Source organism: Streptomyces sp. NPDC005878, from assembly GCF_040629815.1.
In the GTDB taxonomy this organism is placed as follows: Bacteria; Actinomycetota; Actinomycetes; order Streptomycetales; family Streptomycetaceae; genus Streptomyces.
This window is the reverse complement of sequence record NZ_JBEXWK010000015.1, coordinates 163,476-189,629: the sequence shown is the minus strand read 5'-3', so window position 1 is coordinate 189,629 and position 26,154 is coordinate 163,476. Positions and strand designations below refer to the sequence as shown.

At 73.9% G+C, this 26,154-nt stretch carries 25 protein-coding genes; 17 read left to right on the top strand and 8 right to left on the bottom strand.

Annotated features, from left to right (window positions below; translation table 11 throughout):
- Window positions 1-345: 345 nt before the first annotated feature.
- Both ABZ404_RS22660 and ABZ404_RS22655 read right to left on the bottom strand, forming a co-directional pair.
- Entirely contained in the window at window positions 346-1,185 is an 840-nt protein-coding gene (locus ABZ404_RS22660) for a siderophore-interacting protein (protein ID WP_358837296.1), read from the bottom strand.
- A gap of 123 nt (window positions 1,186-1,308) precedes the next feature.
- On the bottom strand, window positions 1,309-2,217 hold the full coding sequence (locus ABZ404_RS22655) for a 5'-3' exonuclease (protein WP_358837297.1): 909 nt from the start codon (window positions 2,215-2,217) through the stop codon (window positions 1,309-1,311).
- 244 nt (window positions 2,218-2,461) lie between these two features.
- On the opposite strand from ABZ404_RS22655, the gene ABZ404_RS22650 reads away from it, so the two are divergent.
- From ABZ404_RS22650 to ABZ404_RS22635, 4 genes are all read left to right on the top strand, one after another.
- Complete coding sequence (locus ABZ404_RS22650) at window positions 2,462-3,526, top strand: betaine/proline/choline family ABC transporter ATP-binding protein (RefSeq protein ID WP_358837295.1); 1,065 nt, start codon at window positions 2,462-2,464, stop codon at window positions 3,524-3,526.
- Complete coding sequence (locus ABZ404_RS22645) at window positions 3,519-5,315, top strand: ABC transporter permease/substrate binding protein (RefSeq protein ID WP_358837294.1); 1,797 nt, start codon at window positions 3,519-3,521, stop codon at window positions 5,313-5,315. The genes ABZ404_RS22650 and ABZ404_RS22645 overlap by 8 nt, the downstream gene beginning before the upstream one ends.
- A 229-nt stretch (window positions 5,316-5,544) precedes the next feature.
- Window positions 5,545-6,096 (top strand): helix-turn-helix domain-containing protein, encoded by a 552-nt coding sequence (locus ABZ404_RS22640; RefSeq protein WP_358837495.1) that lies wholly within the window; start codon window positions 5,545-5,547, stop codon window positions 6,094-6,096.
- The gene (locus ABZ404_RS22635; RefSeq protein ID WP_358837496.1) at window positions 6,096-6,833 is read left to right on the top strand and encodes a helical backbone metal receptor; all 738 of its coding nucleotides are present in this window, start codon (window positions 6,096-6,098) and stop codon (window positions 6,831-6,833) included. The genes ABZ404_RS22640 and ABZ404_RS22635 overlap by 1 nt, the downstream gene beginning before the upstream one ends.
- On the opposite strand, the gene ABZ404_RS22630 is transcribed toward ABZ404_RS22635, so the two are convergent.
- Window positions 6,802-7,899, bottom strand: a complete 1,098-nt coding sequence (locus tag ABZ404_RS22630) for a TDT family transporter (RefSeq protein ID WP_358837497.1) — start codon at window positions 7,897-7,899, stop codon at window positions 6,802-6,804. The two genes, ABZ404_RS22635 and ABZ404_RS22630, sit on opposite strands and share 32 nt — an antisense overlap.
- Window positions 7,900-7,969: 70 nt before the next feature.
- Here ABZ404_RS22630 and ABZ404_RS22625 point away from each other — a divergent pair, with 70 nt between their 5' ends.
- Window positions 7,970-8,914, top strand: coding sequence for a LysR family transcriptional regulator (locus ABZ404_RS22625; RefSeq protein WP_358837498.1), 945 nt, complete (start codon window positions 7,970-7,972; stop codon window positions 8,912-8,914).
- Between the two features lie 129 nt (window positions 8,915-9,043).
- Here ABZ404_RS22625 and ABZ404_RS22620 read toward each other — a convergent pair whose 3' ends face one another.
- The 3 genes from ABZ404_RS22620 to ABZ404_RS22610 all read right to left on the bottom strand — a co-directional run bounded on the left by ABZ404_RS22620 (window position 9,044) and on the right by ABZ404_RS22610 (window position 12,189).
- Window positions 9,044-9,784, bottom strand: a complete 741-nt coding sequence (locus ABZ404_RS22620) for a gamma-glutamyl-gamma-aminobutyrate hydrolase family protein (RefSeq protein ID WP_358990739.1) — start codon at window positions 9,782-9,784, stop codon at window positions 9,044-9,046.
- Window positions 9,781-11,235: an ethanolamine permease gene (eat, locus tag ABZ404_RS22615; RefSeq protein WP_358837076.1), complete on the bottom strand. Its 1,455-nt coding sequence runs from the start codon at window positions 11,233-11,235 to the stop codon at window positions 9,781-9,783. Before eat ends, ABZ404_RS22620 begins: the two co-directional genes overlap by 4 nt.
- Before the next feature lie 228 nt (window positions 11,236-11,463).
- Window positions 11,464-12,189, bottom strand: a complete 726-nt coding sequence (locus ABZ404_RS22610; RefSeq protein WP_358837075.1) for an FCD domain-containing protein — start codon at window positions 12,187-12,189, stop codon at window positions 11,464-11,466.
- Window positions 12,190-12,266: 77 nt separating this feature from the next.
- On the opposite strand from ABZ404_RS22610, the gene ABZ404_RS22605 reads away from it, so the two are divergent.
- The 4 genes from ABZ404_RS22605 (at window position 12,267) to ABZ404_RS22590 (ending at window position 16,856) form a co-directional block, all read left to right on the top strand.
- Entirely contained in the window at window positions 12,267-13,631 is a 1,365-nt protein-coding gene (locus ABZ404_RS22605; RefSeq protein ID WP_358837074.1) for a glutamine synthetase family protein, read from the top strand.
- Between the two features lie 77 nt (window positions 13,632-13,708).
- Window positions 13,709-15,055: an aldehyde dehydrogenase family protein gene (locus ABZ404_RS22600; RefSeq protein WP_358837079.1), complete on the top strand. Its 1,347-nt coding sequence runs from the start codon at window positions 13,709-13,711 to the stop codon at window positions 15,053-15,055.
- A 4-nt stretch (window positions 15,056-15,059) separates the two neighbouring features.
- Complete coding sequence (locus ABZ404_RS22595; protein WP_358837073.1) at window positions 15,060-15,842, top strand: 3-oxoacyl-ACP reductase; 783 nt, start codon at window positions 15,060-15,062, stop codon at window positions 15,840-15,842.
- A gap of 75 nt (window positions 15,843-15,917) precedes the next feature.
- Complete coding sequence (locus tag ABZ404_RS22590) at window positions 15,918-16,856, top strand: DUF2510 domain-containing protein (protein ID WP_358990736.1); 939 nt, start codon at window positions 15,918-15,920, stop codon at window positions 16,854-16,856.
- 18 nt (window positions 16,857-16,874) lie between these two features.
- Here ABZ404_RS22590 and ABZ404_RS22585 read toward each other — a convergent pair whose 3' ends face one another.
- Entirely contained in the window at window positions 16,875-18,077 is a 1,203-nt protein-coding gene (locus ABZ404_RS22585) for an amino acid deaminase/aldolase (RefSeq protein ID WP_358990733.1), read from the bottom strand.
- 323 nt (window positions 18,078-18,400) lie between these two features.
- Here ABZ404_RS22585 and ABZ404_RS22580 point away from each other — a divergent pair, with 323 nt between their 5' ends.
- Genes ABZ404_RS22580 through ABZ404_RS22570 form a run of 3 tightly spaced genes read left to right on the top strand, consistent with a single transcriptional unit; the run spans window position 18,401 to window position 21,506 of the window.
- Entirely contained in the window at window positions 18,401-19,528 is a 1,128-nt protein-coding gene (locus tag ABZ404_RS22580; RefSeq protein WP_358990731.1) for a hypothetical protein, read from the top strand.
- Window positions 19,525-20,715, top strand: coding sequence for a type VII secretion-associated serine protease mycosin (mycP, locus tag ABZ404_RS22575; protein WP_358837758.1), 1,191 nt, complete (start codon window positions 19,525-19,527; stop codon window positions 20,713-20,715). The genes ABZ404_RS22580 and mycP overlap by 4 nt, the downstream gene beginning before the upstream one ends.
- Window positions 20,716-20,768: 53 nt before the next feature.
- A complete protein-coding gene (locus tag ABZ404_RS22570; RefSeq protein ID WP_358990728.1) occupies window positions 20,769-21,506 on the top strand; it encodes an SseB family protein in 738 nt (245 codons plus the stop codon).
- A gap of 77 nt (window positions 21,507-21,583) precedes the next feature.
- On the opposite strand, the gene ABZ404_RS22565 is transcribed toward ABZ404_RS22570, so the two are convergent.
- Window positions 21,584-21,949 carry a DUF1844 domain-containing protein gene (locus ABZ404_RS22565; protein WP_358837796.1) on the bottom strand — a complete coding sequence of 122 codons (366 nt, stop codon included), beginning with the start codon at window positions 21,947-21,949 and terminating at the stop codon, window positions 21,584-21,586.
- Window positions 21,950-22,289: 340 nt separating this feature from the next.
- Here ABZ404_RS22565 and infC point away from each other — a divergent pair, with 340 nt between their 5' ends.
- The 5 genes from infC to ABZ404_RS22540 all read left to right on the top strand — a co-directional run bounded on the left by infC (window position 22,290) and on the right by ABZ404_RS22540 (window position 26,059).
- Window positions 22,290-22,961 (top strand): translation initiation factor IF-3, encoded by a 672-nt coding sequence (infC, locus tag ABZ404_RS22560; protein ID WP_358837797.1) that lies wholly within the window; start codon window positions 22,290-22,292, stop codon window positions 22,959-22,961.
- A 99-nt stretch (window positions 22,962-23,060) separates the two neighbouring features.
- Window positions 23,061-23,255 (top strand): 50S ribosomal protein L35, encoded by a 195-nt coding sequence (gene rpmI, locus ABZ404_RS22555; protein WP_030754426.1) that lies wholly within the window; start codon window positions 23,061-23,063, stop codon window positions 23,253-23,255.
- Window positions 23,256-23,360: 105 nt separating this feature from the next.
- A complete protein-coding gene (rplT, locus tag ABZ404_RS22550) occupies window positions 23,361-23,744 on the top strand; it encodes a 50S ribosomal protein L20 (RefSeq protein ID WP_003970214.1) in 384 nt (127 codons plus the stop codon).
- Between the two features lie 274 nt (window positions 23,745-24,018).
- Window positions 24,019-24,855 (top strand): RNA methyltransferase, encoded by an 837-nt coding sequence (locus ABZ404_RS22545; RefSeq protein WP_358835219.1) that lies wholly within the window; start codon window positions 24,019-24,021, stop codon window positions 24,853-24,855.
- 82 nt (window positions 24,856-24,937) lie between these two features.
- Complete coding sequence (locus ABZ404_RS22540) at window positions 24,938-26,059, top strand: ATP-binding protein (protein ID WP_358835220.1); 1,122 nt, start codon at window positions 24,938-24,940, stop codon at window positions 26,057-26,059.
- Window positions 26,060-26,154 lie beyond the last annotated feature (95 nt).

The window sequence follows — 26,154 nt, the reverse complement described above, 5'->3', positions numbered from 1 at the left end:
CGGAGCGCGCGACCGGCGGGTGAGCCCGCGCCAGGTGGCCCGCGCCCCTAGGTGCCCGGGGGCGCGGGGAACTGCGCGAGCGACCCAGCACGGTCCGCAGAGAAATCCGGGCCGGAGGTGCAGCCCGACCACCGTCCCCCGTCACGCACGAGCGCCGGAGGCGCGGCCCGGCCCCCTACGCACGGGGCCCGGGGTGCGCCCGACCACCGATCCCCCTACGCACGAAGGCCGGGGCGCAACCCGACCACCGACCCCCCCAACCCACCAGGGCCGGGGCGCAGCCCAGGGGAGGGGCCCGGGGGGGGAGGGGGTCGAGGGGGAGGGGCTTCGCCCCTTCCCCCCTCGTCAGGCGGACTCCTGCTCTCGCTCCACCTGCTCGTTCCACTCCCGCTTGACCGCCCGCCAGGCCTCGTCGCTCTGGCCCAGGCGCCAGTACCCGGAGATCGAGAGGCGCTCGCGGGGGATTCCGCGCTCCAGGCGCAGATGGCGGCGCAGCTCCTTCACGAAGCCCGCCTCGCCGTGGACGAACGCGTGGACCTCGCCCTCGGGGAAGGCCAGCTCCCGTACCGCCGAGATCAGCGGCTCGCCCACGGGGGCGCCGCCGCGGTGCAGCCACGTCACCTCGCCCCCTTCGGGCGCGAGGATCTTCTGCTCGTCCGCCGGGCCGGGGACCTCCACGAAGGCGTGGACGAGCGCGCCCTCGGGCATCGCCTCCAGGGCCGCGGCGATCGCCGGGAGGGCGCTCTCGTCGCCCGCCAGGAGGTGCCAGCCGGCGGCCGGGTCCGGGGCGTACCCGCCGCCGGGGCCGGAGAAGCGGAGGACGTCGCCGACCTGGGCACGGGCGGCCCAGGGACCGGCCAGGCCCTCGTCGCCGTGGACCACGAAGTCGATGCTCAGCTCGTCCCGCTCGGCGTCCCAGGCGCGGACCGTGTACGTCCGGTTGCTCGGCCACTGGTCGCGCGGCAGCTCGGCGCGCACCCGCTCCAGGTCGAACGGCTCGGGGTAGGCCACCCCGGGCGCCGGGAAGAGCAGCTTCACATAGTGGTCGGTGTACCCGTCGAGGGAGAAGCCGCTCGCCGCCGCGCCCCCCAGGACCAGCCGGACCATGTGCTCGGTGATCCACTCGATGCGGACCACACGCGTCTCGTGGGCCCGGGGACCCTTGCGGGCCGGTCGTTCTGCCACAGCGTTCTCCCCTGATGTGTGCCGGCCCGCCCGGCCGGCACGCTGAACCGTCTGGTCTTCTTAGGTTTACCTAAGTTAGCACCCCGGTCCGCTGGGCCCATCCCCTCAGCGGCCCCCTCGCGCTCAGCGCCCCAGCGTCGTGAGCAGCCGCGTCAGCGAGCCCCCCAGCCCCCAGGCGCGTGCCAGCTCGTCCACCGTCTCCGGGTGCCGCGCCTCACCGGGAAGCGCCGCGTCGAACGCGGGCAGCGGCACGTCGAGCGCCACCCGGACCACCTTCGGCGCCACGTCCAGATAGGCGGCGGCCTCGACGATGCCCCGGCGCTTGGCGGGGGTGAGGCGGGAGGTGCGGTCCACGGCCGCCGCGCGCACCCCCGCCAGGTCGCCGTACTCCGTGATCAGCTGGGCGGCCGTCTTCTCGCCGATGCCCTTGACGCCCGGCAGCCCGTCGCTGGCGTCGCCGCGCAGGGCCGCGAAGTCCGCGTACTGATCGGCCCGGACCCCGTACTTCGTACGGATCAGGTCCTCGTCCACCACGTCGCAGTCGCCCACGCCCTTGCGCGGGTAGAGGACCCGCACCCCGCGCTTGTCGTCGACCAGCTGGAACAGGTCGCGGTCGCCGGTGACGATGTCCACCGGGCCGGGCGCCGCCGCGGCGAGGGTGCCGATCACGTCGTCCGCCTCGAACCCGGCGACGCCGACCCGGGCGATGCCCAGCGCGTCAAGCACGGCCTCGATCACCGGGACCTGCGGGGCCAGCGTGTCCGGGACCTCCTCCTCGTCCGGGACGCCGTCGGGTGCCTCCACCGCCACGCGGTGCGCCTTGTACGACGGGATCAGCTCCACCCGCCACTGGGGGCGCCAGTCCGCGTCCATGCAGGCCACCAGGTCGTCCGGATGGTGGTCCTGGACCAGGCGCGTGATGAAGTCGAGCAGGCCGCGCACGGCGTTGACCGGGGTGCCGTCCGGGGCCCGGACCGTGTCGGGGACCCCGAAATAGGCGCGGAAGTACAGGGAAGCGGTGTCGAGGAGCATCAGGCGTCGCGTCACACCCCGATGATGCCGCACCGCACTGACAGTCTCCGGGCAGCCCAGTGAGGTGGGTCACCTTTCCGTTTGCTCCGGTTAAGGGTGGGAAGGTGCGGCGCCGGAGCGGACCCTCGTATCGGTTACCACGAATACGGCACCGCATGCACAGGGCGACGGACCGATTCCGCGCCGCTCCACGGCCCGCCGGCGGGGGAGGCGGGCCGTTCTCCGTCCTATCCGTGAGGTAGATGTGTCCACGCTGCAAGCCGAGCAGCTCTACAAGGTGTTCGGGCGACGACCCGACGACGCGGTGCGCAGGCTCCGGGCCGGAGCCGACCGTGACGAACTGCGGGCCGACGGGACGACCGCGGCGGTCATCGACGCGTCGTTCACGGTCGAGCCCGGCCAGATCTTCGTCGTCATGGGGCTCTCCGGGTCCGGGAAGTCCACGCTGCTGCGGATGCTCAACGGGCTCCTGGAGCCCACCTCGGGCCGGGTGCTCTACGACGGGCAGGACCTGACCGGTCTGAGCCCGCGCGAGCTCCGCGCCGTCCGCTCCACCAAGATCAGCATGGTGTTCCAGCACTTCGCGCTCTTCCCGCACCGCAGTGTCCTGGAGAACGCCGCGTACGGCCTGGAGGTCCAGGGCGTGCCGCGCGCCGAGCGCGAGAAGCGCGCCGCCGAGGCCCTGGAGCTCACCGGCCTCGCGGGCTGGGGTGACTCCTGGCCCGACGAGCTCTCCGGCGGCATGCAGCAGCGCGTGGGCCTGGCCCGCGCGCTCGCCACCGACGCCGACCTGCTCCTCATGGACGAGTCTTTCAGCGCGCTCGACCCGCTGATCCGGCGCGACATGCAGGACCAGCTCCTGGTCCTGCAGAAGCGCCTGAAGAAGACCATCGTGTTCATCACCCACGACCTCAACGAGGCCATGCGGCTCGGCGACTCCATCGCCGTCATGCGCGACGGGCGGATCGTCCAGCTCGGCAGCGCCGAGGACATCCTCCTCACCCCGGCCAACGACTACGTCGCCTCCTTCATCCAGGACGTCGACCGCTCGCGGGTGCTCACCGCCCTGTCCGTGATGACCGAGCCGCACCGCCCCGACGCCGGGGACTGCGACTGCGAGACCGTCACCGCCGACACCAGCGTCGCGGACCTGTGCGCCGTCGCCGCGCGCGTACCGCACCCCGTGGCCGTCAAGGACGGTGACGGTTCGCTCCTCGGCGTCGTCCCGCAGGAGCGGCTGATCGCCTTCCTCGGGGACGACCAGCGCGGGCCGGTCGCCTGCTCGGCCCAGGAGGTGGCCCATGCCTAGGCTTCCCCTCGGCGAGTGGGTGGACAGCGCCGTCACCTTCCTCCAGAGCCACCTCTCCTGGCTGTTCGACGCCATCACCAAGGTCGTCAACGGCATGTACGACGGCATCGACGCCGTCCTGTCCGCCCCGCACCCGCTGCTCTTCGCGGGCATCCTCGCCGTCGTCGCGTGGTGGCTGCGCGGTCTGGTCGCCGGTGTGCTCGCCTTCGGCGGGTTCGCGCTGGTCGACTCGATCGAGCTGTGGGACGAGGCCATGTCGACGCTGTCGCTGGTCCTCGTGGCGACCGTCGTCACGCTGGTCCTCGCGGTGCCGCTCGGCATCTGGTCGTCCCGGTCCAAGGCCGTGAGCGCGATCAGCCGCCCCGTCCTGGACTTCATGCAGACCATGCCCGCCATGGTCTATCTGATCCCCGGCATCATCTTCTTCGGCGTCGGCGTGGTCCCCGGCATCATCGCCACCATCGTCTTCTCGCTGCCCCCGGGCGTGCGGATGACGGAGCTCGGCATCCGCCAAGTCGACCCCGAACTCGTCGAGGCGGCCGAGGCGTTCGGCACCACCCCGCGCAACACCCTGCTCCGGGTCCAGCTCCCGCTGGCGCTGCCCACCATCATGGCGGGCGTCAACCAGGTCATCATGCTGGGCCTTTCCATGGTCGTCATCGCGGGCATGGTCGGCGGCGGCGGCCTCGGCGGCGCGGTCTACCGCGCCATCGGCAACGTCGACATCGGCCTCGGCTTCGAGGCGGGCATCTCCATCGTGATCCTCGCCATGTACCTCGACCGGATGACCGGCGCGCTGGGCCGCCAGGTCTCGCCGGTGGGCCGCCGGGCGCTGGCTCGCGCCAAGTCCTCCGGCGCCACGGTGTGGAACCACCGCCCGCGGCCCGCCGTCGCGGCCGTCGGCGTGGTCGTCCTCGCGCTGGTGGCCGGCGGCATGGGCATGTTCGGCTCCTCGACCACCGCCACCGCCTCGGGCGCCGAGAACGTCGGCAAGGGCAAGAAGGTCTCGCTCGGCTACATCCCCTGGGACGAGGGCATCGCCTCCACCTTCCTCTGGAAGGAACTCCTGGAGCGGCGCGGCTACAAGGTCGACACCAAGCAGTACGAGGCGGGCGCGCTCTACACCGGTATGGCCGGCGGCCAGATCGACTTCGAGACCGACTCCTGGCTCCCGGTCACCCACGCCACGTACTGGCAGAAGTACCACGACAAGCTGGAGGACCTGGGCGCCTGGTACGGCCCGACCTCGCTGGAGCTGAGCGTGCCCTCCTATATGAAGGGCATCGACTCGCTGGAGGACCTCAAGGGCAAGTCCGGGCAGTTCAAGGGCAGGATCATCGGCATCGAGCCGAGCGCCGGGATGATGGGCCTGCTCAAGGACAAGGTCCTCAAGCAGTACGGCCTGGACGGCGAGTACAAGGTCGTCGACGGCTCGACGCCCTCCATGCTGGCCGAGCTCAAGCGCGCGTACGCCAAGAAGGAGCCGATCGCGGTGACGCTCTGGTCGCCGCACTGGGCGTACAGCACCTACGACCTGAAGAAGCTCAAGGACCCCCAGGGCAGCTGGGGCAAGGGCGACGGGGTGCACACCCTGGCCCGCAAGGGCTTCGCGGGCGACAACCCGAAGGTCGGCGCCTGGCTGAAGGCCTTCAAGATGACCGAGAAGCAGCTCACCGGTCTCGAAGCGAAGATCCAGTCGACCGGCAAGGGCAAGGAGCAGGAGGCGGTCCGCGCCTGGCTGGACGACAACCCCGGCCTCGCGGACAGGTGGACCCCGGTCGGCTCGTAGCCGGCGCCGCACGGACCGGCGGACGGGCGAGGGGTTTCGGCCGTCCGCGCACCCAGTGGGGCCCCGCCGGACACCGGCGGGGCCCCACTGCGCGCGGGCGGGCCCGGCACGCCGTACCCGCACTCTTCTTCCGTGTGATGGTGCCCCGGGGCGCCGAAGCTGCGTAGGGTGCAGACAGTGCGGCGGCCGGAGTGGACGTGGACCAGGTGACGGGGAGGGAGCCGGAGAGATGGACGACAAGGAAACTCTTCGGGTGGGAGTCGCGGTGCGGCGGCTGCGGCGCGAGCTCGGGATGACGCTCGCCGCGGTCGCGCAGCGCAGCGGCCTCTCGGTGCCCTTCCTGAGCCAGATCGAGAACGAGCGCGCCCGCCCCAGCGCCCGCTCGCTGGCGCGCGTGGCCGACGCCCTGGGCACGACCGTGCCCGAGCTGTACGACGCCGCCGACACCGCGCGTACGGTCGAGGTCGCCCGCGCCGACGACGGGGACGGCAACGGGGTCCGCCAGCTCCTGCGCGGCCACCACCAGCTGCACGCGATGGAGTTCACCGGCGAGCACGACACCGCGCGCGAGTTCCAGCACCGCAACGACGAGCTGATGTACGTGGCCGACGGCGCCGTCGAGGTCGAGGCGGAGGGGCGGGCCTACCGGCTGGAGCGCGGCGACACCCTGTGCCTGTCCGGCGGGGTCCGCCACCGCTGGCGCGCGGCCGTGCCCGGCACCCGGATCCTGCTCGTGGCTGTCGCCGACCACATCGAGGCGATCGAGGAGACCCGGCACTGATGGTGCCGCCCGCCGGTCCCCGGGTGGTCTCGCTGGTGCCCTCGCTCACCGAGGCGGTCGAGGCCACGGCCCCGGGCCTGGTGGTCGGCGCCACCGACTGGTGCACCCACCCGCCCGGCCTCACCGCCGCCCGTATCGGCGGCACCAAGAACCCCGACACGGACGCGATCGCGGCGCTCCGCCCCGACCTGGTGATCGCCAACGAGGAGGAGAACCGGCGGCCCGACCTGGACGCCTTGCGCGCGGCGGGCCTGGAGGTCCTGGTCACCGAGGTCCGCGACCTGGACCAGGCGTTCGCGGAGCTGCACCGGGTCCTGGTGGACGCCTGCGGGCTGCCCCGGCCGCGCTGGCTCGACGAGGCGCGCGAGGCCTGGCAGCGGGTGGTTCCCCCGCCCGAGCCGGTGACCGCCGTGGTGCCGGTGTGGCGGCGTCCCTGGATGGTGCTGGGCCGCGACACCTTCGCCGGTGACCTGCTGGCGCGGCTCGGGGTGCGCAACGCGTACGCGGAGCACGCCGACCGGTATCCGCGCGTCCCCGTGGAGGAGCTGCGGGCCGCCGGGGCGGACCTGGTGGTGCTCCCCGACGAGCCCTACCGCTTCACCGCCGACGACGGCCCGGAGGCGTTCCCCGCCCTCCCGGCCGCCCTGGTCGACGGCCGCCTGCTCACCTGGTACGGCCCCTCCCTCGCGGCGGCGCCGGGCGCGCTCAGCGGGGCGCTGCGAGCAGTCGGCCGCTGAGCAGGCCGCGGACCGTGTGGGCGCCCGCCGCCAGCCACGCGGCGACCAGCAGCGCGTACAGGCCGCAGGCGAGCCAGGTGAACGCGGTCAGGCCGGTGCGGTGGGCGAGCCCCTGGGCGCCGGTGACGCAGGTGCCGACGGGGAAGGTGAACGCCCACCACGTCATCGCGAAGGTCATCCCGGAGCGGGCCGCGCGCACCACCATCGCCGCCGCCAGGGCGAGCCACATCAGGGCGAAGCCCGTCACGGGCACCCCGTAGACGACGGCGAAGGCGTTCAGGGCGCCCGCGTAGGGCGCGCCGACCGCGCCGGGGGCCACGTCGGCGAGCTTGTTGACGGCCGTGGTCGACTGGCCGAGGGGCCCGAGCACCAGGAACAGCGCCGGGGTCAGGACCAGAGGCAGCGGGCCCTCGTGGAGAAGCCGGGCGAAGACCACCGGCAGCAGGACCAGGACGGCCAGCAGGCTCATCCCGAACAGCGCGTACGAGCCGTACAGCAGCGCCTCGCGGGGCTGGCCGGCCGGGAGGTGGGGGACGAGCAGCGCGCCCAGGGTCGCGGAGACCATGGGGGCCACCACGGGCAGCAGCCAGACGGGGGAGGCGGTGCCGGGGGCGATCCGGTGGCGCACCACCATCAGGTACGGGACGCCCACGGCGACGGCGAGGCCGGTGGCCGTGCCGATCGCGTACAGCGCCCAGGCCAGCGCGACCGCGGCGCCCTCCCCGATCAGGTCCTTGCCGACGGTCAGGGCGCCGATGCCGACGGCCAGGAACGCCATCGACGTACAGCCGTGGAAGGGGGCGACGGCCGGGTCCAGGAGATGGGCGCGGGCCTGGTCGCGGTGGTGGCGCCAGTGGGCGGCGCGGGCCGCGACGAGGACGGCGAGCAGGGCCAGGGACAGGGCCCACACCAGGGGGAGGCCGGGCACCCGGAACGGCAGCCCGGCGCCCGCGCCCGCGACGATCGCGGTGCCCATGACCACGGCGTACCAGTTCGGGCCGAGGTGGCGCAGGGACGCGTGGCGCGGGGTGAGCGCCGGGGGGCGGGGCTGGGCGAGGGTGACCATGTGTCCACCTTCGCGGGGGTGCGCGGGGGCCACCAGACCCGGTCCCCCTATGGGGACATAAGCTGGGGTTATGAGTATGAGCAGCGCGGAGGACGCCGGTCCGCTCTCCCGCCGGGTGCCCGACCTGGGCGCGCTGGAGCTGCTGATCGCGGTCGCGCGGCACGGCAGCCTCGGGCGCGCCGCCCGCGATCTGGGGATCACCCAGCCCGCCGCGAGCAGCCGCATCCGCTCGATGGAGCGCCAGCTCGGCGTCGCCCTCGTCGACCGCTCACCGCGCGGCTCCCGGCTGACCGCCGAGGGCGCGCTGGTGACGGACTGGGCCCGGCGGGTGGTGGAGGCGGCCGAGGCGTTCGACGCGGGCGCCCAGGCGCTGCGCGGGCGGCGCGACTCGCGGCTGCGGGTCGCCGCCAGCATGACCATCGCCGAGTACCTGCTGCCGGGCTGGCTGATCGCGCTGCGCGGCGGCCGCCCCGGCACGGCCGTCTCGCTGCTCGCCGGGAACTCGGCGTTCGTGGCCGAACGGCTGCTGGCCGACGAGGCGGACCTCGGGTTCGTGGAGGGCCTGGCCGTGCCGGCCGGGCTCGACGGGGCCGTGATCGGGCACGACCGCCTGGTGGTGGTCACCGCCCCCGCCCACCCCTGGGCCCGGCGCCGGGTCCCGCTGGGCGCGGCCGAACTGGCCGCGACCCCGCTCATCCTGCGCGAGGAGGGCTCGGGCACCCGGCAGGTCCTGGACGCGGCCCTCGCGGACCTGGGCGGGGTGGCCCGGCCGCTCCTCGAACTCGCCTCCACCACGGCCGTGAAGGCGGCGGTGGTGAGCGGCGCGGGACCCTCGGTCCTGAGCGAACTCGCCCTGGGGGAGGAGCTGGCGGCCCGCCGCCTGGTCCGGATCCCCCTGGAGGGGCTGCGGCTCCGCCGTGACCTGCGGGCGGTCTGGCGCACCGCCCACCGCCCCACGGGCCCCGCCCGCGACCTGCTGTCACTGACGCGGTCGGGGCCCGGCTCGGTTCAGTGAAGGCGGTCCGGTAGCCGCAGTTCAGTAGGCGGGGTTTGGTAGGCGCGATTCAGTTCGGTGGCCCCGATTCAGTAGGCGCGGTTCGGTAGGCCCGATTCGGTTCGGTAGGCCCGATTCGGCGGGCGCGGTTCAGTAGGCCATCACGGTCGTGCGCGTCCGCGCCGCCGTCACCAGCGCCTCCATCACCTTGGTGTCCTCGCCCAGCTCCGGGTGCCACTGGACGCCGAGGACCCAGGCCGCGCCCGGCAGTTCGACCGCCTCGACGGTCCCGTCCTCGGCGTACGCCGACACCACCAGCGGGTCCGCGAGCCGGTCCACGGCCTGGTGGTGGTACGTCGGCACGGACGCCTCGTCCGGCTCGACGGCCGCGTAACGCGTGCCCGGCACCGGGCGCACGGTGTGGCGCCCAACGACTCCGGGTCCGCCGGTGTGCCCGTCCAGGTGCTGCACGAGGGTGCCGCCGAGCGCCACGTTGAGGAGCTGCATGCCCCGGCAGATGCCGAGCAGCGGTGTCCCGGACGCCAGCGCGGCCTCGATCAGGGCGCTCTCCCAGGCGTCCCGCTCCGGGGCGGGCGGGCCGGTCCTGGCGTCGCGGGCGGCCCCGTACCGGAGCGGCTCCACGTCCGGGCCGCCCGCCACGACGACCCCGTCGAGCCGGGCCACCACCTCGGCGGCCGACTCCGGGTCGTCCGGCGGCAGCATCGCCGTGAGCCCGCCGGCGGCCCTGACCAGGCGCGGATAGGCGGCGGGCAGCACGGCGGCCGGCCAGTGCCACACCCCCCAGCGCACCGACTCCTCCAGATACGTGCTGACCCCGATCAGTGGCCGTCCCACCGTGTCCTGCCTTTCCTGCCGCCGTTCGGCACTCATCCGCGCTCCAGCTCGGCCTCCGCCGCCGCCAGGGCCGCGAACTCCTCCTCGGGGGCCCGTGCCACCAGGTGCCTGCGGCTGTAGAGGCCGAAGTACCCGATGGCGACCGCGTACACCCCGAGCGCGATCAGCGCCGCCACCACGTCCACCAGGAACGTGGCCACCAGCGCCGCGCACGCCAGGACCAGCGCGACCGAGGAGGTCAGGGCTCCTCCCGGCGTACGGTACGGCCGCTCCAGGGCCGGTTCGCGGCGGCGCAGCACGATGTGGGACAGCGACATCAGTGCGTACGAGACGGTGGCCCCGAAGACCGCGGCGTTCAGCATCCTCGCCCCGTCCCCGGTCGCCGCCGCCAGCGAGAAGGCGATCGCGCCGGGCACCAGCAGGCCGAGGTAGGGCGCCCTGCGACGGCTGGTCAGGGAGAGGAAGCGGGGCAGATAGCCGGCCCGGGACAGGGCGAACAGCTGGCGCGAGCCCGCGTAGATGAGGGAGAAGAACGACGCCACCAGGCCCGCCAGACCCGCGTAGTTGACGATCCGGCTCAGCGCCGTGGCCTTCCCGTCCGGCTGGAGCGCCTCCACCAGCGGGTTGCCCGCGTCCTGGATGGCGGCCGAGCCGCGCGCGCCCGCCGAGGCGACGAAGGTGAGCAGGGCCAGGACCACCAGGACGGCCATGGACCAGCGGATCGCCTTCGGCAGCGTACGGGCCGGGTCGCGGGTCTCCTCGGCGGCCAGCGGTACGCCCTCCACTCCGAGGAAGAACCACATGCCGAACGGGAACGCCGCCCAGATGCCCATCACGCCCATCGGCAGCCAGGAGTTCGCGCCGAACGCGTCGTGGTGGACGGGGATGTCGTCGAGGCGGGAGGCGTCGAAGTCGAGGAGCGCGCCGACCGCGAAGACGAGCAGGGCCGCCACCGCCACGCCCGTCACCACGAAGCTGAACCGCAGCGCCTCGCCCACGCCCCACAGGTGGATGCCGATGAAGACGACGAAGCAGGCGAGGTAGACCGGCCAGCCGGAGGTGAGGCCGAACAGCCCCAGGGACTCGACGTAGTCGCCGATGAAGAGGGAGATGGCGGCGGGGGCCAGGACGTACTCGATGAGGATGGCCGTGCCGGTGAGGAAGCCGCCCCAGGGGCCGAGCGCGCGCCGCGCGAAGCCGTAACCGCCGCCCGCCGTGGGCAGGACGGAGGAGAGCTCGGCGAGCGAGAAGACCATGCAGACGTACATCAGACCCATCAGGGCCATGGCGATCGCGAGGCCGCCGAAGCCGCCCTCCGCGAGGCCGAAGTTCCAGCCGGAGTAGTCGCCGGAGACGACGTAGGCGACGCCGAGACCGGTCAGCAGCAGCCAGCCGGCGCTGCCGCGGCGCAGGGTGCGGCGCTCCAGGTAGTCGTCCGCCGGTGCGGCGGCGGGGGGCTCGGCGGATTCCGTGGACTCCATGGTCATGACGCGGCTCCCGACGGGGGACGGGGTCAATGGACTGGGGGCATACCTTTGCGGGGAACCCGGCCGGAAAGCAAGCCCCTTGCGTTACGTCGGAGTAAACGGGTGCGCGTCCGAGTGGGTGTGGCGGGGCGCCGCGGTCCCGGACGCCCTACAGGGGCGCGGGGCGGCGACACCATGCGGCTCCGCCGCGTGGGCGCGAGCGAGCCACCGCGGCCCGCGGGCGAAGGCTCACGTGAGGAACCCCCGCAACAGCGCCGCGGTGCCCCCGCAGTGCTCCCGCATCATCTCGCGCGCCCCGTCCGCGTCCCCGTCGAGCACCGCCTCGACCAGCGCGGTGTGCTGGCGCTGGGAGTGCTCCAGGTTCCGTACGAGCAGCGGGATGCAGTCCAGCAGGTCGTTCACGGTCGCGCGGACCGCCGCGTACCGCGCCGTCAGGCTCGGGGAACCGCAGAGCTCGGCGAGGGTCAGGTGCAGCAGCGTGTCCTGGCGCCGGTAGTCGGTGAGCGGCGCGTCGTGCGTGCGGGCCAGCGCCTCGCGCAGCCGCTCCGCCTGCGCGTCGGTGAGGCCGTGTGCCGCGCACAGCCCGGCCGCGCCCACCTCCAGCACCTCGCGGAAGCGCAGCGCGTCCTCCACGTCGACCCCGGCCACCCGGCGCCGGAGCTCGTCCTCGCCGGGCGTCGCGGCCCTGGGCAGCACGAACGTTCCGCCGTAGCGGCCGCGCCGGGCCTCCACCAGGCCCTGGTCGGTCAGCACCTTCAGGACCTCGCGCAGGGTCACCCGGCTGATGCCGAGCCGCTCGGCCAGCTCCCGCTCCGACGGCAGCCGCTCCCCGCCGGGCACCAGGCCGAGGCGGACGACCTGGAGGATCTGCTCCAGCGCCTCCTCGAAGCCGTTGCCGGCCCGTACCGGCCGCAGCACCGCGTCGAGCCGGTCCCCGGAATCCGGTCGCGACATCTGGCCGCACCCCCTTCCCAAGCAATGGTTCTCGGCAATACCTTATGGCTCCCGGCTGACCGAAGGAGGCTTTTCCCGTGGCAGACCGCACACCCCCGCTCGGCATCGAGGCGCTGCGCGCCCTCGTCGAGAGCGGCGAGATCGACACTGTGGTCCTGGCCTTCCCCGATATGCAAGGGCGGCTCCAGGGCAAGCGGTTCGCCGCACGGTTCTTCCTCGACGAGGTGGCCGCCCACGGCACCGAGGGCTGCAACTACCTCCTCGCCGTGGACACCGAGATGAACACCGTCGACGGCTACGCGATGTCGTCCTGGGAGCGGGGATACGGCGACTTCGCCATGCACCCCGACCTCGCGACCCTGCGCCGGGTGCCCTGGAACGAGGGCACCGCGCTGCTGATCGCGGACCTCGCCTGGAACGACGGCTCACCCGTCGTCGCCGCCCCGCGCCAGATCCTGCGCCGCCAGCTCGACCGGCTCGCCGCGCTGGGCCTGAGCGCCCAGGTCGGCACCGAGCTGGAGTTCATCGTCTTCCGCGACAGCTACGAGCAGGCGTGGGACGCCGACTACCGCCACCTCACCCCGGCCAACCAGTACAACATCGACTACTCGGTGCTCGGCACGGGCCGGATCGAGCCGCTGCTGCGCCGCATCCGCAACGAGATGGCGGCGGCGGGCCTGACCGTGGAGTCCGCCAAGGGCGAGTGCAACCCCGGCCAGCACGAGATCGTCTTCCGCTACGACGAGGCCCTGGTCACCTGCGACCAGCACGCCGTCTACAAGACCGGCGCCAAGGAGATCGCCTCCCAGGAAGGCGTCTCGCTCACCTTCATGGCGAAGTACAACGAGCGCGAGGGCAACTCCTGCCACATCCACCTCTCGCTCACCGACGAGGACGGCCGCAACGTCATGCGGGGCGACGGCCCCGGCGGCATGTCCGAGCTGATGCGCCACTTCCTGGCGGGCCAGCTCGCCGCCCTGCGGGACTTCTCCCTGCTGTACGCGCCGAACATCAACTCCTACAAGCGCTTCCAGCCCGGCTCCTTCGCGCCCACAGCCGTCGCCTGGGGCCACGACAACCGCACCTGCGCGCTGCGGGTGGTCGGCCACGGCCCCTCCTTGCGGTTCGAGAACCGGCTGCCCGGCGGCGACGTCAACCCCCACCTCGCGGTCGCCGGACTGGTCGCGGCGGGCCTGTACGGCGTCGAGCACGAGCTGGAACTGCCCGACGCCTGCACGGGCAACGCCTACACCGGCGACTACGAGCACGTCCCGACCACCCTGCGCGAGGCCGCCGAGCTGTGGGAGAACAGCCCCATCGCCAAGGCCGCCTTCGGGGACGAGGTGGTCGCGCACTACCGCAACATGGCGCGCGTCGAGCTGGACGCCTTCGACGCCGCGGTGACCGACTGGGAGCTCCGCCGCTCCTTCGAACGCCTGTGAGGCCCGCAGTGTCCGACGCGTACGACCCGAACGCCCCGGCCGGCCCGACGGACCCGGCCGGCCCGTACGAGCACCAGGTGCTCAACCCGGCGACCGAGGAGGTCGTCGCGACCGTCCCCGCCGCCACCGCGCGGGACGTGGACGCGGCTGTCGCGCGGGCCGCGCGGGCGCAGGAGAAGTGGGCGGCGCTCGCCCCCGCCGACCGCGCCCGGCTGCTGCGCCGCTTCGCCGCCACCGTCGACGGACACCTGGAGGAACTCGCCCGGCTGGAGGTCCGCGAGGCCGGGCACACCGTCGGCAACGCCCGCTGGGAGGCCGGCAACGTCCGCGATCTGCTCGACTACGCGGCCGGGGGAGTGGAGCGTCTGACCGGCCGGCAGATCCCGGTCGCGGGCGGCATCGACCTCACCCTGCTCGAACCGCTGGGAGTCGTCGGCGTCATCGCGCCCTGGAACTTCCCGATGCCGATCGCCGCCTGGGGCACCGCCCCCGCGCTCGCGGCCGGCAACGCGGTCATCCTCAAACCCGCCGAGGCCACCCCGCTCACCGCCCTGCGGCTGGCCGAACTCGCCCTCGCGGCGGGGCTGCCCGAACACCTCTTCCAGGTGCTGCCGGGCGCGGGCGCCGTCGCCGGGAACGCGCTGGTCGAGCACCCCGGCGTGGCCAAGATCGTGTTCACCGGTTCCACCCGCGTCGGCAAGCAGATCATGGCCAAGTGCGCCCAGCGGGTGAAGCGGGTCACGCTCGAACTCGGCGGCAAGAGCGCCAACATCGTCTTCGCCGACGCCGACGTCGAGGCCGCCGCGCTCGCCGCCCCCATGTCCTTCCTCGACAACAGCGGCCAGGACTGCTGCGCCCGCACCCGCGTCCTCGTCCAGCGCCCGGTCTACGACCGCTTCCTGGAACTGCTCGCCCCCGGCATCGAGTCCGTCGTGGTCGGCGACCCGGCCGACGAGAAGACCCAGATGGGCCCGCTGATCTCGCGGACCCAGCTGGAGCGGGTGCGCGCCTACGTCCCCGACGACCTGCCGGGCATCCGGGGCGCCGCCCCCGAGGGCCCCGGCTTCTGGTTCGCGCCCACCGTCCTCACCGGCGTGGCGCCCGACGCCCCCGTGGCGGTCGAGGAGGTCTTCGGGCCGGTCGCCGTCGTCCTGCCCTTCGATGACGAGGCCGACGCCGTGGCGCTGGCCAACGCGACCGAGTACGGCCTGTCCGGCTCGATCTGGACCCGGGACGTGGGGCGCGCGCTGCGGGTGTCCGGCGCCGTCGCGGTCGGCAACCTCTCCGTCAACTCGCACTCCAGCGTGCGCTACTGGACCCCCTTCGGCGGCTACAAGCAGTCCGGACTCGGCCGCGAGCTCGGCCCGGACGCGCTGGCCGCCTTCACCGAGACCAAGAACGTCTTCATCAGCACGGAGGCCTGAGCACATGACCGACGACACCTTCTGCCGCCGCCTGGTCGGCCGCACCGCCGTCATCACCGGAGCCGGCAGCGGCATCGGCCTCGCGGCCGCGCGCCGGCTCGCCTCCGAGGGCGCCCACGTGGTCTGCGGCGACATCGACGAGGCGGCCGCCAAAAAGGCCGCCGACGAGGTCGGCGGCCTCGCCGTCCGCGTCGACGTCACCGACGCCGAGCAGGTGGACGCGCTCTTCAAGGCCGCGTACGACACCTACGGCAGCGTCGACATCGCCTTCAACAACGCCGGGATCTCGCCCCCCGACGACGACTCCATCCTGGAGACCGGCCTGGAGGCCTGGAAGCGCGTCCAGGAGGTCAACCTCACCTCGGTGTACCTGTGCTGCAAGGCAGCCATCCCGTACATGCGCGAGCAGCGCCGGGGCTCGATCATCAACACCGCGTCCTTCGTGGCCCGGATGGGAGCCGCGACCTCGCAGATTTCCTACACCGCCTCCAAGGGCGGCGTCCTGGCGATGTCCCGCGAGCTGGGCGTGCAGTTCGCCCGCGAGGGCATCCGCGTCAACGCGCTCTGCCCGGGGCCGGTCAACACCCCGCTCCTCCAGGAGCTGTTCGCCAAGGACCCCGAGCGGGCCGCCCGGCGCCTGGTCCACATCCCGCTCGGCCGGTTCGCCGAGGCCGAGGAGATCGCGGCGGCGGTGGCGTTCCTGGCGAGCGACGACTCCTCGTTCGTCAACGCGACCGACTTCCTGGTCGACGGGGGCATCTCGGGCGCGTACGTGACGCCGCTGTAGGCGGCCGCGTGCGGCCGGGAGCGGCCCGGCGGGAGGCGGTGTACGGCGGCCGGAGCGCGGTCTTAGGGTGGCCCGATGAGCATGACGACGCCGCCCGGCTGGTATCCGGACCCGGGCACCCCGCTGCTGGAGCGCTGGTGGGACGGCACCGCCTGGACCGGGCACACCCGGGCGGCCGGCCGTTCGGCGGAGCCGCCCCCGGCGCCGACCGTCCCCCTGGGGGCCGTGGCGCCCCCGGACCGGCCGCGCGGCCGGGGCCCGGTGGCCGTCGTCGCCGTGGTGACCGCGGTGCTCGTCACGGCCCTGGTGGCCGGGGTGATCGTCCTGAACGGTGGCGACGACGGGGAACCGGCGGCGGCGGCCACGCCGACCCGCGGCGCCACCACGACGGCCCCCACCCGGGCGCCGGGCACCGCGCCGCCGCCCTCGCCCAGCGACGACCCGAACGTCCTGGTCGACCAGCTCAACGGCATCACCCTGCCGGTCCTGCCCGGCTGGGAGAAGGCCCAGTCCAAGATCGACGGCCTGCCCACCATCCAGACCCGGGGCACCTTCGACTGCCCCGGCGACCCGGGCGCGTTCTGCCACCACGCCACCGTCACCACCCGCACGCCCACCCGTACCGACCTGAAGACCGCCGAGGCCCTCGCCCGGCACGACATCGCGGACGCGGCCGAGGACGCCTTCGGGAAGGACGGTCTCGACCGGGAGCGCTACGGCGGGCTCGTCTCGCACCGCGAGGCACGCTCCGCCTCCGTGGTGGTCGCCGGGCGCACGGGATACCTGGTGCGCTGGAGCGTGCGAACGGGGGCCGGATCCGGCGGGTACGTCGAGTCGCTGGCCTTCCCGTCGAGCGTCGGCAGCGAGTCGATGATCCTCGTCCGGTTCGCCGTCGACGCGGGGACGGGCGCCCCGCCGCTCGCCGTGCTGGACCGGATCACGGCCGGGATCCGGGTCCTGGGCGGCCGGGAGAACGGCGGGGTGGGCAGCAGCGTGGCGCCACCGGCGCCGTGAGCCGGTGGCGCCGGGACCTCACAGGAACGTGCGCCCCTCGCCCCGGTAGGTGGGGACGGTCGCGGTGACCCGGTCGCCCTCCACCAGCACCAACTCGTCGAACCGCTCGCACAGTTCACCGGCCTTGGCGTGCCGGAACCACACCTTGTCCCCGATCAGCAGATCGTCGGCGGCCGAGCCGAGCAGCGGCGTCTGCACCTCCCCGGCGCCCTCCTGCGGGTCGTAGCGCAGCCCCTCGGGCAGGTACGGGACGGGCAGCCGGTCCACGCCCGCCGCCCCGGAGGCGGGGTAGCCGCCGCCGAGCACGGTGACCACGCCCACGCCCGGCCGGCGCACCACGGGCTGGGCGAACAGCGCGGCCGGACGCCCCGTGAACGAGGTGTAGTTGTCGAAGAGCCGGGGCACGTACAGCCCCGACCCGGCGGCGATCTCGGTGACCGCGTCCTCGGCCGCGGTGTGCTGCACGCTGCCCGTCCCGCCGCCGTTGACGAACTCCAGGTCCGGCGCCACGGCCCGCACCGCCCGCACCACCTCGGCCCGGCGCGCCGCCAGCTCCCTGCGCGCGGCGGCCTGCATCAGCCGGATCGCGCGCGAGCGCACCGGCCGCCCCGCGACGGCGTCCCCGACCCCGGCGACATGGCCCTCGTACGCCATCAGCCCGACGAGCCGGAAGCCCGGGCGGCGGGCGACGGCACGGGCGAGCTCGGCCAGTTGGGCGGGCTCGCGCAGCGGGGAGCGGCGGGCGCCGACGCGCACGCGCCCCCCGAACAGCTGGAGCGAGGTGTCCAGCTCCAGACAGACCCGGACGGGCGCGCCGTCCCCGTCCCGCGCCCGGTCGATGAGGTCGAGCTGGGCCGGATCGTCGACCATCACCGTGACGGCCGCGGCGAGCTTGGGATCGGCGGCCAGCTCCGCGAACCGGTCCCGGTCGGCCGACGGATACGCGAGCAGCACGTCCTCGAACCCGGCCCGGGCCAGCCAGATCGACTCCGCCAGCGTGAACGACATGATCCCGGCGAACCCGTCCCGGGCCAGCACCCGTTCGAGCAGCGCCCGGCAGCGTACGGACTTGCTGGCGACCCGGATCGGTTTGCCCTGCGCGCGGCGGACCAGATCGTCGGCGTTGGCGTCGAACGCCTCCAGGTCCACGAGTGCGAGGGGGGCGTCGAGATGGGCGGTGGCCCGGTCGTACCGGGCCCGGTCCGCTGCGCGGGGAGTCATGGGCAGAGCCTGCCAGAACGGCCTACCCGGGGGTAGGGGGACGAGTCGGTGCAGATCCCCCGAGCGCGGACCGCATCCCTGCTCCCGCGCCCCAGCCCGTAAAGTAGCGCCCACGCGGCGACGAACGGCCCAGCCGGCCAAGCCGATCCGCAGCGCGGGCACGACGGGTACGAGGGGGGCCATTGACCACGGACGCACAACGCTCCCCGGCACCGGCGCCCCACCCCGAGGAGGGGGATCCGGGTCAGGAGCCCGGCGCGGACGTTCCGCACGCACCGGCGGTGTCCGCGCACCCCCAGCGCCGGGTCCCCGCGTCCGGTGCCATGTCCGCGCCCCGTGAGGCGGCCCCCGCCCAGGAAGGCGCCCCCCGCGCCGGTGAGACGCCGCGCTCGGCCATCGACCTGCTCGACACAGGCCTGGCGCCCCGGCCCCGGATACCCGCGCGGTCCCCGGCGCCCGATCCCGCGCGCCCTGCGGCGCGCACCTCCCCGCAGCCCACGCGCCCGCCCTTCCCGCCGCACCCCGCTCCGACCCGCCCCCCGGCCCCGCCGACGCCGCCCCCGTCCGCCGGGCCGGCCCCCTCGCCCCACCCGGTCGCGCCCGCCGTCCCCGGGCCCCGGGCCCCGCTGCCGCCGTTCCCCGCCGCCCCTCCGCACCCCGCGCCGTCCATACCCGCGGCCGACGCCCCGGTGCGCGGGCGGCGCCGGGGGCGGGTCGTCGCCGCGGCCGTCTGCCTGGTCCTGGGCGTCGGGCTGCTCGGTGGCGCCGCCGCCGGGAGCTGGCTGAGCGGGGAAGCCGGGGGAGCGGACGCCCGGGGCGGCTACACCGCCGCCCGCGAGATGTGGCACTCCACCCCCGTGGACACTCTCTTCCCGCCGACGCTGACCGGGAGCGGCGCGGGCCCCGGCGGCGCCGACCGCGTGTGGACCCGTATCGGGGTCGCACCCGACTCCGGCTGCGCCGGCGCCCTCGACCCCCTGCTGCTCAAGGCGCTCCAGCCGGTCGGCTGCGTCCGCCTGCTGCGGGCCACGTACACCGACGCCACCTCCAGCGCCGTCACCACCGTCGGGCTCCTCTTCACCGAGGCCGGACCCGACGCGATGGCGGCGCTGCGCGCCCGGTTCGGCGACGAGTCCCTGGGCGACCGCGACGACCTGATGCCGCGCCCGTACGCCGTCGAGGGCACCCCCGCCGCCCGCTTCGGGGACCGGCAGCGGGCGAGCTGGACCGTACGCGTCCTGACCGACGCCCCCGTCGTCGTCTACTCCGTCACCGGCTTCGCGGACGCCCGTACCGTCACCGACCCCCAGCCCGCCGACCGCGCCCTGGACGAGGGGACGACGGACGCGCCCGTCGAGGCGGGGCTCACCTACGACGCCAAAGGCATCGCGGACCGGGTGGAACGGGCCCTGCGCAGAACCGCCGCCACCGGAACGAAGAAGCCGTCATGATCACGCCCCGGGCCACCCCCCACCGGTACCGCGCCGCCGCCCTCGCCGCCGGCGCCTGCCTCGCGCTCCTGCTGCCCGCCGCCCCCGCCCACGCGGACGTCATCCGGGACCGCCAGTGGGAGCTGGCCGCCATGCACACCCCGCAGGCGTGGCGGACCACCAAGGGCAAGGGCATCACCGTCGCCGTGCTCGACACCGGCGTCGACGCCACCCACCCCGACCTCGCGGGGCAGGTCCTCCCCGGCAAGGACCTCGTCGGCTTCGGGGCCGGCCGCGGCAGCCGCGACTGGGCCCGGCACGGCACCGCCATGGCCGGGATCATCGCGGGCCACGGACACGGACCCGGCCGCGGGGACGGCGTCCTCGGCATCGCCCCCGAGGCCAAGGTCCTGCCGGTCCGGGTGATCCTGGAGTCCACCGACCCGGCGCGCAAGAAGGCGCGCGAGTCACGCGGCGGCGCGCTCGCCGAGGGTATCCGCTGGGCCGCCGACCACGGCGCCGACGTCATCAACCTCTCCCTCGGCGACGACAGCGCCTCCGCGCACCCCGAGCCCTCCGAGGACGCCGCCGTCCAGTACGCCCTCTCCCGGGGCTCCGTCGTCGTCGCCTCCGCGGGCAACGGCGGCGAGCAGGGCGACCACGTCTCCTACCCGGCCGCCTACCCGGGCGTCATCGCCGTCGCCGCCGTCGACCGCTACGGCACGCACGCCGCCTTCTCCACCCGCCGCTGGTACGCCACCGTCTCCGCCCCCGGCGTGGACGTGGTGATAGCGGATCCGGACCGCAAGTACTACGAGGGCTGGGGCACCAGCGCGGCCTCCGCCTTCGTCTCCGGCGCCGTCGCCCTGGTCCGCTCGGCCCACCCCGGCCTCTCCCCGGCCCAGATCAAGACGCTCCTCACGGACACCGCCCGCAACGCGCCCCGGGGCGGCCGCGACGACGCCCGCGGCTACGGCAGCGTCGACCCGGCCGCGGCCCTCGCTGGGGCGGCGCGCCTCCGGCCGGAGGCGCGCGCGAACACGGCGCCCGGCCGCGCCCGCGCCTACTTCGGCACCGGCCCCGACAAGGAGAAGAAGAGCGGCCACCGCGCCGACTGGCTCGCCGCCCTCGCGGCCGCCGCCGGGGCCCTGCTGCTCGCCGCGTCCTTCACCCTGTGGCGCGGCAGCCGCACGACCGCCCGGACCTGAACCGGCCCCGGCCTGGTGCCGAGGCGGCGGCGGGCCCCGGTTAGGCTCGTGCCGTGGCGCTCAAGAACATCCCGGACCCCGGTTTCTCCGACGACGACGGCACCGCCGACCCCGAACTCGCGGCGGCGCTCGCGGCCTGGGCTCAGGACAGGGACAGCGCGGCGGCCCGCTCGCGCGTGCTGGCCGCGCTCAAGGGCGCCCGGCTGCTCGTCCCCGTCGTCGCCGTGCTCGGTGAGGTGGAGACGGACGAGAACGGCCTGCGCCGCGAGAAGACCAGCGACATGGCGGTGCCCACGCTCACCGCCGGCGACCGCAAGGCGCTGCCCGCCTTCACCTCGCTCGCCTCGCTGGCGCTGTGGGACCCCGAGGCCAGGCCCGTCGCCGTCCCCCTGCACCAGGCGCTCCAGGCCGCCGCCCACGAGCGCGCCGACACGGTCGTGCTCGACCTGGCGGGACCCGTGGCGTACGAACTGACGGGCGGCGCGCTGCTCGCCCTGGCGGAGGGGCGCACCAGCGCGGACCCGCTCGACGACCCGGCGGTCGTCGAGGCCGTGCGCACGGCCGTCGCCGCCGAGCCCGCCGTGCTCCGCGCCCACCTCGGCCCCGGCACCGCCGACGGCACGCTCGCCCTGGTCCTCGCCGAGGACGCGGCGCCCGCGGACGCCGCGCGCCGGGTCGCCGGGCTGCTCGCCGCCGACGAGGTGCTCCGCGCCCGCCTGGTGCGCGGCCTCGACCTCGCCCTGCTCCCGGCCGCCGCCCCGCAGCCCAACGAGCCGCTGTTCACGCGCTGAGCGTCGCCCGCACACAAAAGGAGCGCCCCCGGTTCTCCGGGGACGCTCCCTTCCGTACGGACGTGAGGGGCCGGGGACTAGCCGTAGACCGGGCCCGTGTACTTCTCGCCCGGGCCCTGGCCCGGCTCGTCCGGGACGAGCGAGGCCTCGCGGAAGGCGAGCTGGAGCGACTTCAGGCCGTCGCGCAGCGGGGCGGCGTGGAAGGAGCTGATCTCGGTGGTGCTGGCGTCCAGCAGACCGGCCAGCGCGTGCACGAGCTTGCGGGCCTCGTCCAGGTCCTTGTGCTCGTCGCCCTCCTCCGTCAGGCCGAGCTTCACCGCGGCGGCGCTCATCAGGTTCACGGCGACCGTGACGATCACCTCGACGGCCGGGACCTCGGCGATGTCGCGGGTCATGGTGTCGAAGTCGGTGGTCTCGGGGGACTGGGGGGAGGTCTCACTCATGCCCCACACGATAGGCGCTGCGGCGGTGTGCGCACGATTGGCCCCTGTGCCGGTGTCCTGCTAACCTGGTGTAACGACCGGCCAGGCACTCCCATGTGCCCGGCCCACAAGTGGAGGCTCCGATCTCCCACCCGACCACCCTCCGGGGCGGCGGGTCATCCGGTCAGACGGTAGCCATCGTTCCGTACGGACGATGGAGCCGTCCGATGTGCGCCCCGCGGTTGACCGCGGCGGTGCTCCGGTAGTTCATGGAGCCCCGCCTGTGTCCCGTCCGGGGCATTTTTCATGTGCCGAGATGGTTGGTCCCGAGTGAAAGTACGCGCTTGTCTGCCAGGCAGGCGTGTGGTGCTACCGAGGAGGATCCATCAGCGCCGAGCCCCGCATCAACGACCGGATTCGCGTTCCCGAAGTGCGTCTGGTCGGTCCCAGCGGCGAGCAGGTCGGGATTGTTCCGCTTGCCAAGGCCCTGGAGCTCGCACAGGAGTACGACCTGGACCTGGTCGAGGTCGCGGCGACCGCCCGTCCGCCCGTGTGCAAGCTCATGGACTACGGGAAGTTCAAGTACGAGTCGGCCATGAAGGCCCGTGAGGCGCGCAAGAACCAGGCGCACACGGTCATCAAGGAGATGAAGCTCCGGCCGAAGATCGACCCGCACGACTATGACACCAAGAAGGGTCACGTCGTCCGGTTCCTCAAGCAGGGCGACAAGGTCAAGATCACGATCATGTTCCGTGGTCGCGAGCAGTCCCGGCCGGAGCTCGGCTACCGACTGCTGCAGCGTCTCGCGGAGGACGTCCAGGACCTCGGCTTCGTCGAGTCGAGTCCGAAGCAGGACGGCCGAAACATGATCATGGTGCTCGGTCCGCACAAGAAGAAGACCGAGGCGATGGCCGAAGCCCGCGAGGCGCAGGCCGCCCGCAAGGCGGAGCGCCAGGGCCACCCGGCCGACGGCGAGGACTCCCCCGAGGAGCCCGTCGCCGAGGCGCCGGCCGAGGAACCCGCCGAGGCCTGATCCCGGGCAGCCCGCCCAGGACTACCGATACACATGACGCTCCCGCGCGCCGGTCTCCGGACCGGCTGGGAGCGCCACTGACGAGGAGATAACGGCGCTATGCCGAAGAACAAGTCGCACAGCGGTGCCAGCAAGCGCTTCAAGATCACCGGCTCCGGCAAGGTGCTCCGTGAGCGTGCCGGCAAGCGCCACCTGCTCGAGCACAAGTCGTCCAAGCTGACGCGTCGCCTCACCGGCAACGCCGAGATGGCCCCGGGCGACGCCAAGAAGATCAAGAAGCTTCTCGGCAAGTGACGTTTCTCCGCCCCCGGTGACCGGGGGCGGAACGTCAAGACCGGGACCTATTCGAATTCGGGCCGTGTGATCACCGACCACGGCCCCGCTACAAGGAGTTAACAAGTGGCACGCGTCAAGCGGGCAGTCAACGCCCACAAGAAGCGCCGGGCGATCCTCGAGGCGGCCTCCGGCTACCGCGGTCAGCGTTCGCGCCTGTACCGCAAGGCCAAGGAGCAGGTCACCCACTCGCTGGTCTACAACTACAACGACCGCAAGAAGCGCAAGGGCGACTTCCGTCAGCTGTGGATCCAGCGCATCAACGCCGCTGCCCGCCAGAACGGCATGACGTACAACCGCCTCATCCAGGGTCTGAAGGCCGCCAACATCGAGGTGGACCGCAAGATCCTGGCCGAGCTCGCGGTCAACGACGCCAACGCGTTCGCCGCGCTCGTCGAGGTCGCGCAGAAGGCGCTTCCGAGCGACGTCAACGCCCCGAAGGCCGCGTAAGCGCCTGACGGCTCGTTGAGCCGGACCGGACCCGCAGGCCATCGGCCTGCGGGTCCGGTGCGTTGAGACCCGGACCCCTGTTCGTCCGCAGGCGGTCTGTGGCTGGTCGCGCAGTTCCCCGCGCCCCTTGAATGCCCCTGCGCGGCAATCCCCTGGGCGCGCCGCAGGGGCGCATCCCAGGGGCGCGGGGAACTGCGCGAGCAACCACCCACCACCCGCAGACAAAGACCGGGCCCAGGCCCCCGCCCCCTCGTAGAGAGAACCCCGCGACCAGATGCCCACGCCCGAGCTGATCTCCCCCCGCTCCCCCCGTGTCGCCGCCGCCAAGCGGCTCGCGCGGCGTAACTTCCGGGGGAAGGAGCGGCGGTTCATCGCCGAGGGACCGCAGGCCGTGCGGGAGGCCGTGGAGCACCGCAGCGGCGGTGAGGCGACGCTGACCGAGCTGTTCACCACCGTCGAGGCGGCCGAGCGGTACGCGGACATCGTGGCCGCCGCCCGCGACGCCGGGGCCCGGGTGCACTACGCCGACGACGAGGTGCTCGCCGAGGTCTCCCAGACCGTCACCCCGCAGGGCCTGGTCGGTGTCTGCCGCTTCCTGGACTCGCCCTTCGAGGACATCCTCGCCGCGCGCCCCAAGCTCGTCGCCGTCCTCGCGCACGTCCGCGACCCCGGCAACGCCGGCACCGTACTGCGCTGCGCGGACGCCGCCGGCGCCGACGCGGTCGTCCTCACCGACGCCTCCGTGGACCTGTACAACCCCAAGTCGGTCCGCGCCTCGGTCGGTTCGCTCTTCCATCTGCCGGTCGCCGTCGGCGTACCCGTGGAGCAGGCCGTACGCGGGCTGCGGGACGCCGGTGTGCGCATCCTCGCCGCCGACGGCGCGGGCGAGGACGACCTCGACGACGAGCTCGACGCGGGCACCATGGGCGGCCCCACCGCCTGGATCTTCGGCAACGAGGCCTGGGGCCTGCCCGAGGAGACCCGCGCGCTCGCGGACGCCGTGGTGCGCGTCCCGATCCACGGCCGGGCCGAGAGCCTCAACCTGGCGACCGCCGCCGCGGTGTGCCTGTACGCCTCGGCGCGGGCCCAGCGCACCCGCACTCCTCGCTGAGGGGGTCCGCACCGTCACCTCCAGCTAGTAGTGTGACGGGCTCGGGCGCCCACTGTGTGCTTCGGAGAGGTGGGATACGGGGATGGCTGTCGGCGTGAGGACCATCGGCGAGAACGCCCTGGTACGCCCTGCTGCCCAAGGAGCCCCGGGGATAGACCCCGAGGACCTGCCCGACGGTCTCGTCGTCGCCGACGAGAAGGGCCGGGTCGTCTGCTTCAACACGGCCGCCGCCCGGATCACCGCGGTCTCCCCGCGCGACGCGCTCGGCCTGGAGCTGGAGCGCGCGCTGCCGCTGGAGGACCTCAAGGGCCGCCGCTGGTGGCAGCTGACCGATCCGTACGGCGGACTCGCCATCCGCGTCGGCCAGCCCGAGCGCAACCTGCTGCTGCCCGGCGGCCGCGAGGTGCTCGTCTCCGCGCGGTACGTGCGCGAGCACCCCACCGGCCCGGTGCGCCAGGTGGTGGTGAGCCTGCGCTCGACCGAGGCGCGCAGACGCACCGAGCGCTCGCACGCCGAGCTGATCGCCACCGTGGCCCATGAGCTGCGCTCGCCGCTGACCTCCGTCAAGGGGTTCACCGCGACGCTGCTCGCGAAGTGGGAGCGGTTCACCGACGACCAGAAGCGGCTGATGCTGGAGACCGTCGACGCCGACGCCAACCGCGTCACCCGGCTGATCGCCGAGCTTCTCGACATCTCCCGGATCGACTCCGGCCGGCTGGAGGTGCGCCGCCAGCCCGTGGACATAGCGGCCGCCGTCGGCCGGCACATCCAGGCCCATGTGGCCTCCGGCCAGGTCCCCGACCGCTTCCTGGTGCGCATCCAGCGTCCGCTGCCCGATCTGTGGGCCGATCCCGACAAGATCGACCAGGTCCTGGGCAACCTGCTGGAAAACGCGGTGCGCCACGGCGAGGGAACCGTCACCATCGAGGTGGCACCCGCGCCCGTCCGTATCGACGAGCACGACGAGAAGGGAACGGCCGTCACCGTGAGCGACGAAGGCCCCGGCATCCCCGAGGAGTCGATGGGCCGCGTCTTCACCCGCTTCTGGCGGGGCAGCAAACGCGGTGGCACCGGCCTCGGGCTCTACATCGTCAAGGGCATCGTGGAGGCCCACGGCGGCACCATCGCGGTGGGCCGCGGCTCCGGCGGCGGCGCCGAGTTCCGCTTTATCCTGCCCGTCGGCGCCCCGGCCTACCTCCAGTAGGGACCGCCGGGCCGCCCACGGGCGCATCCGCACGCACCCACCCCGTTAGACTCGACCTTTGGCGCGTTCGTGTCCGTGCTGTCGCGCGGCCCAGT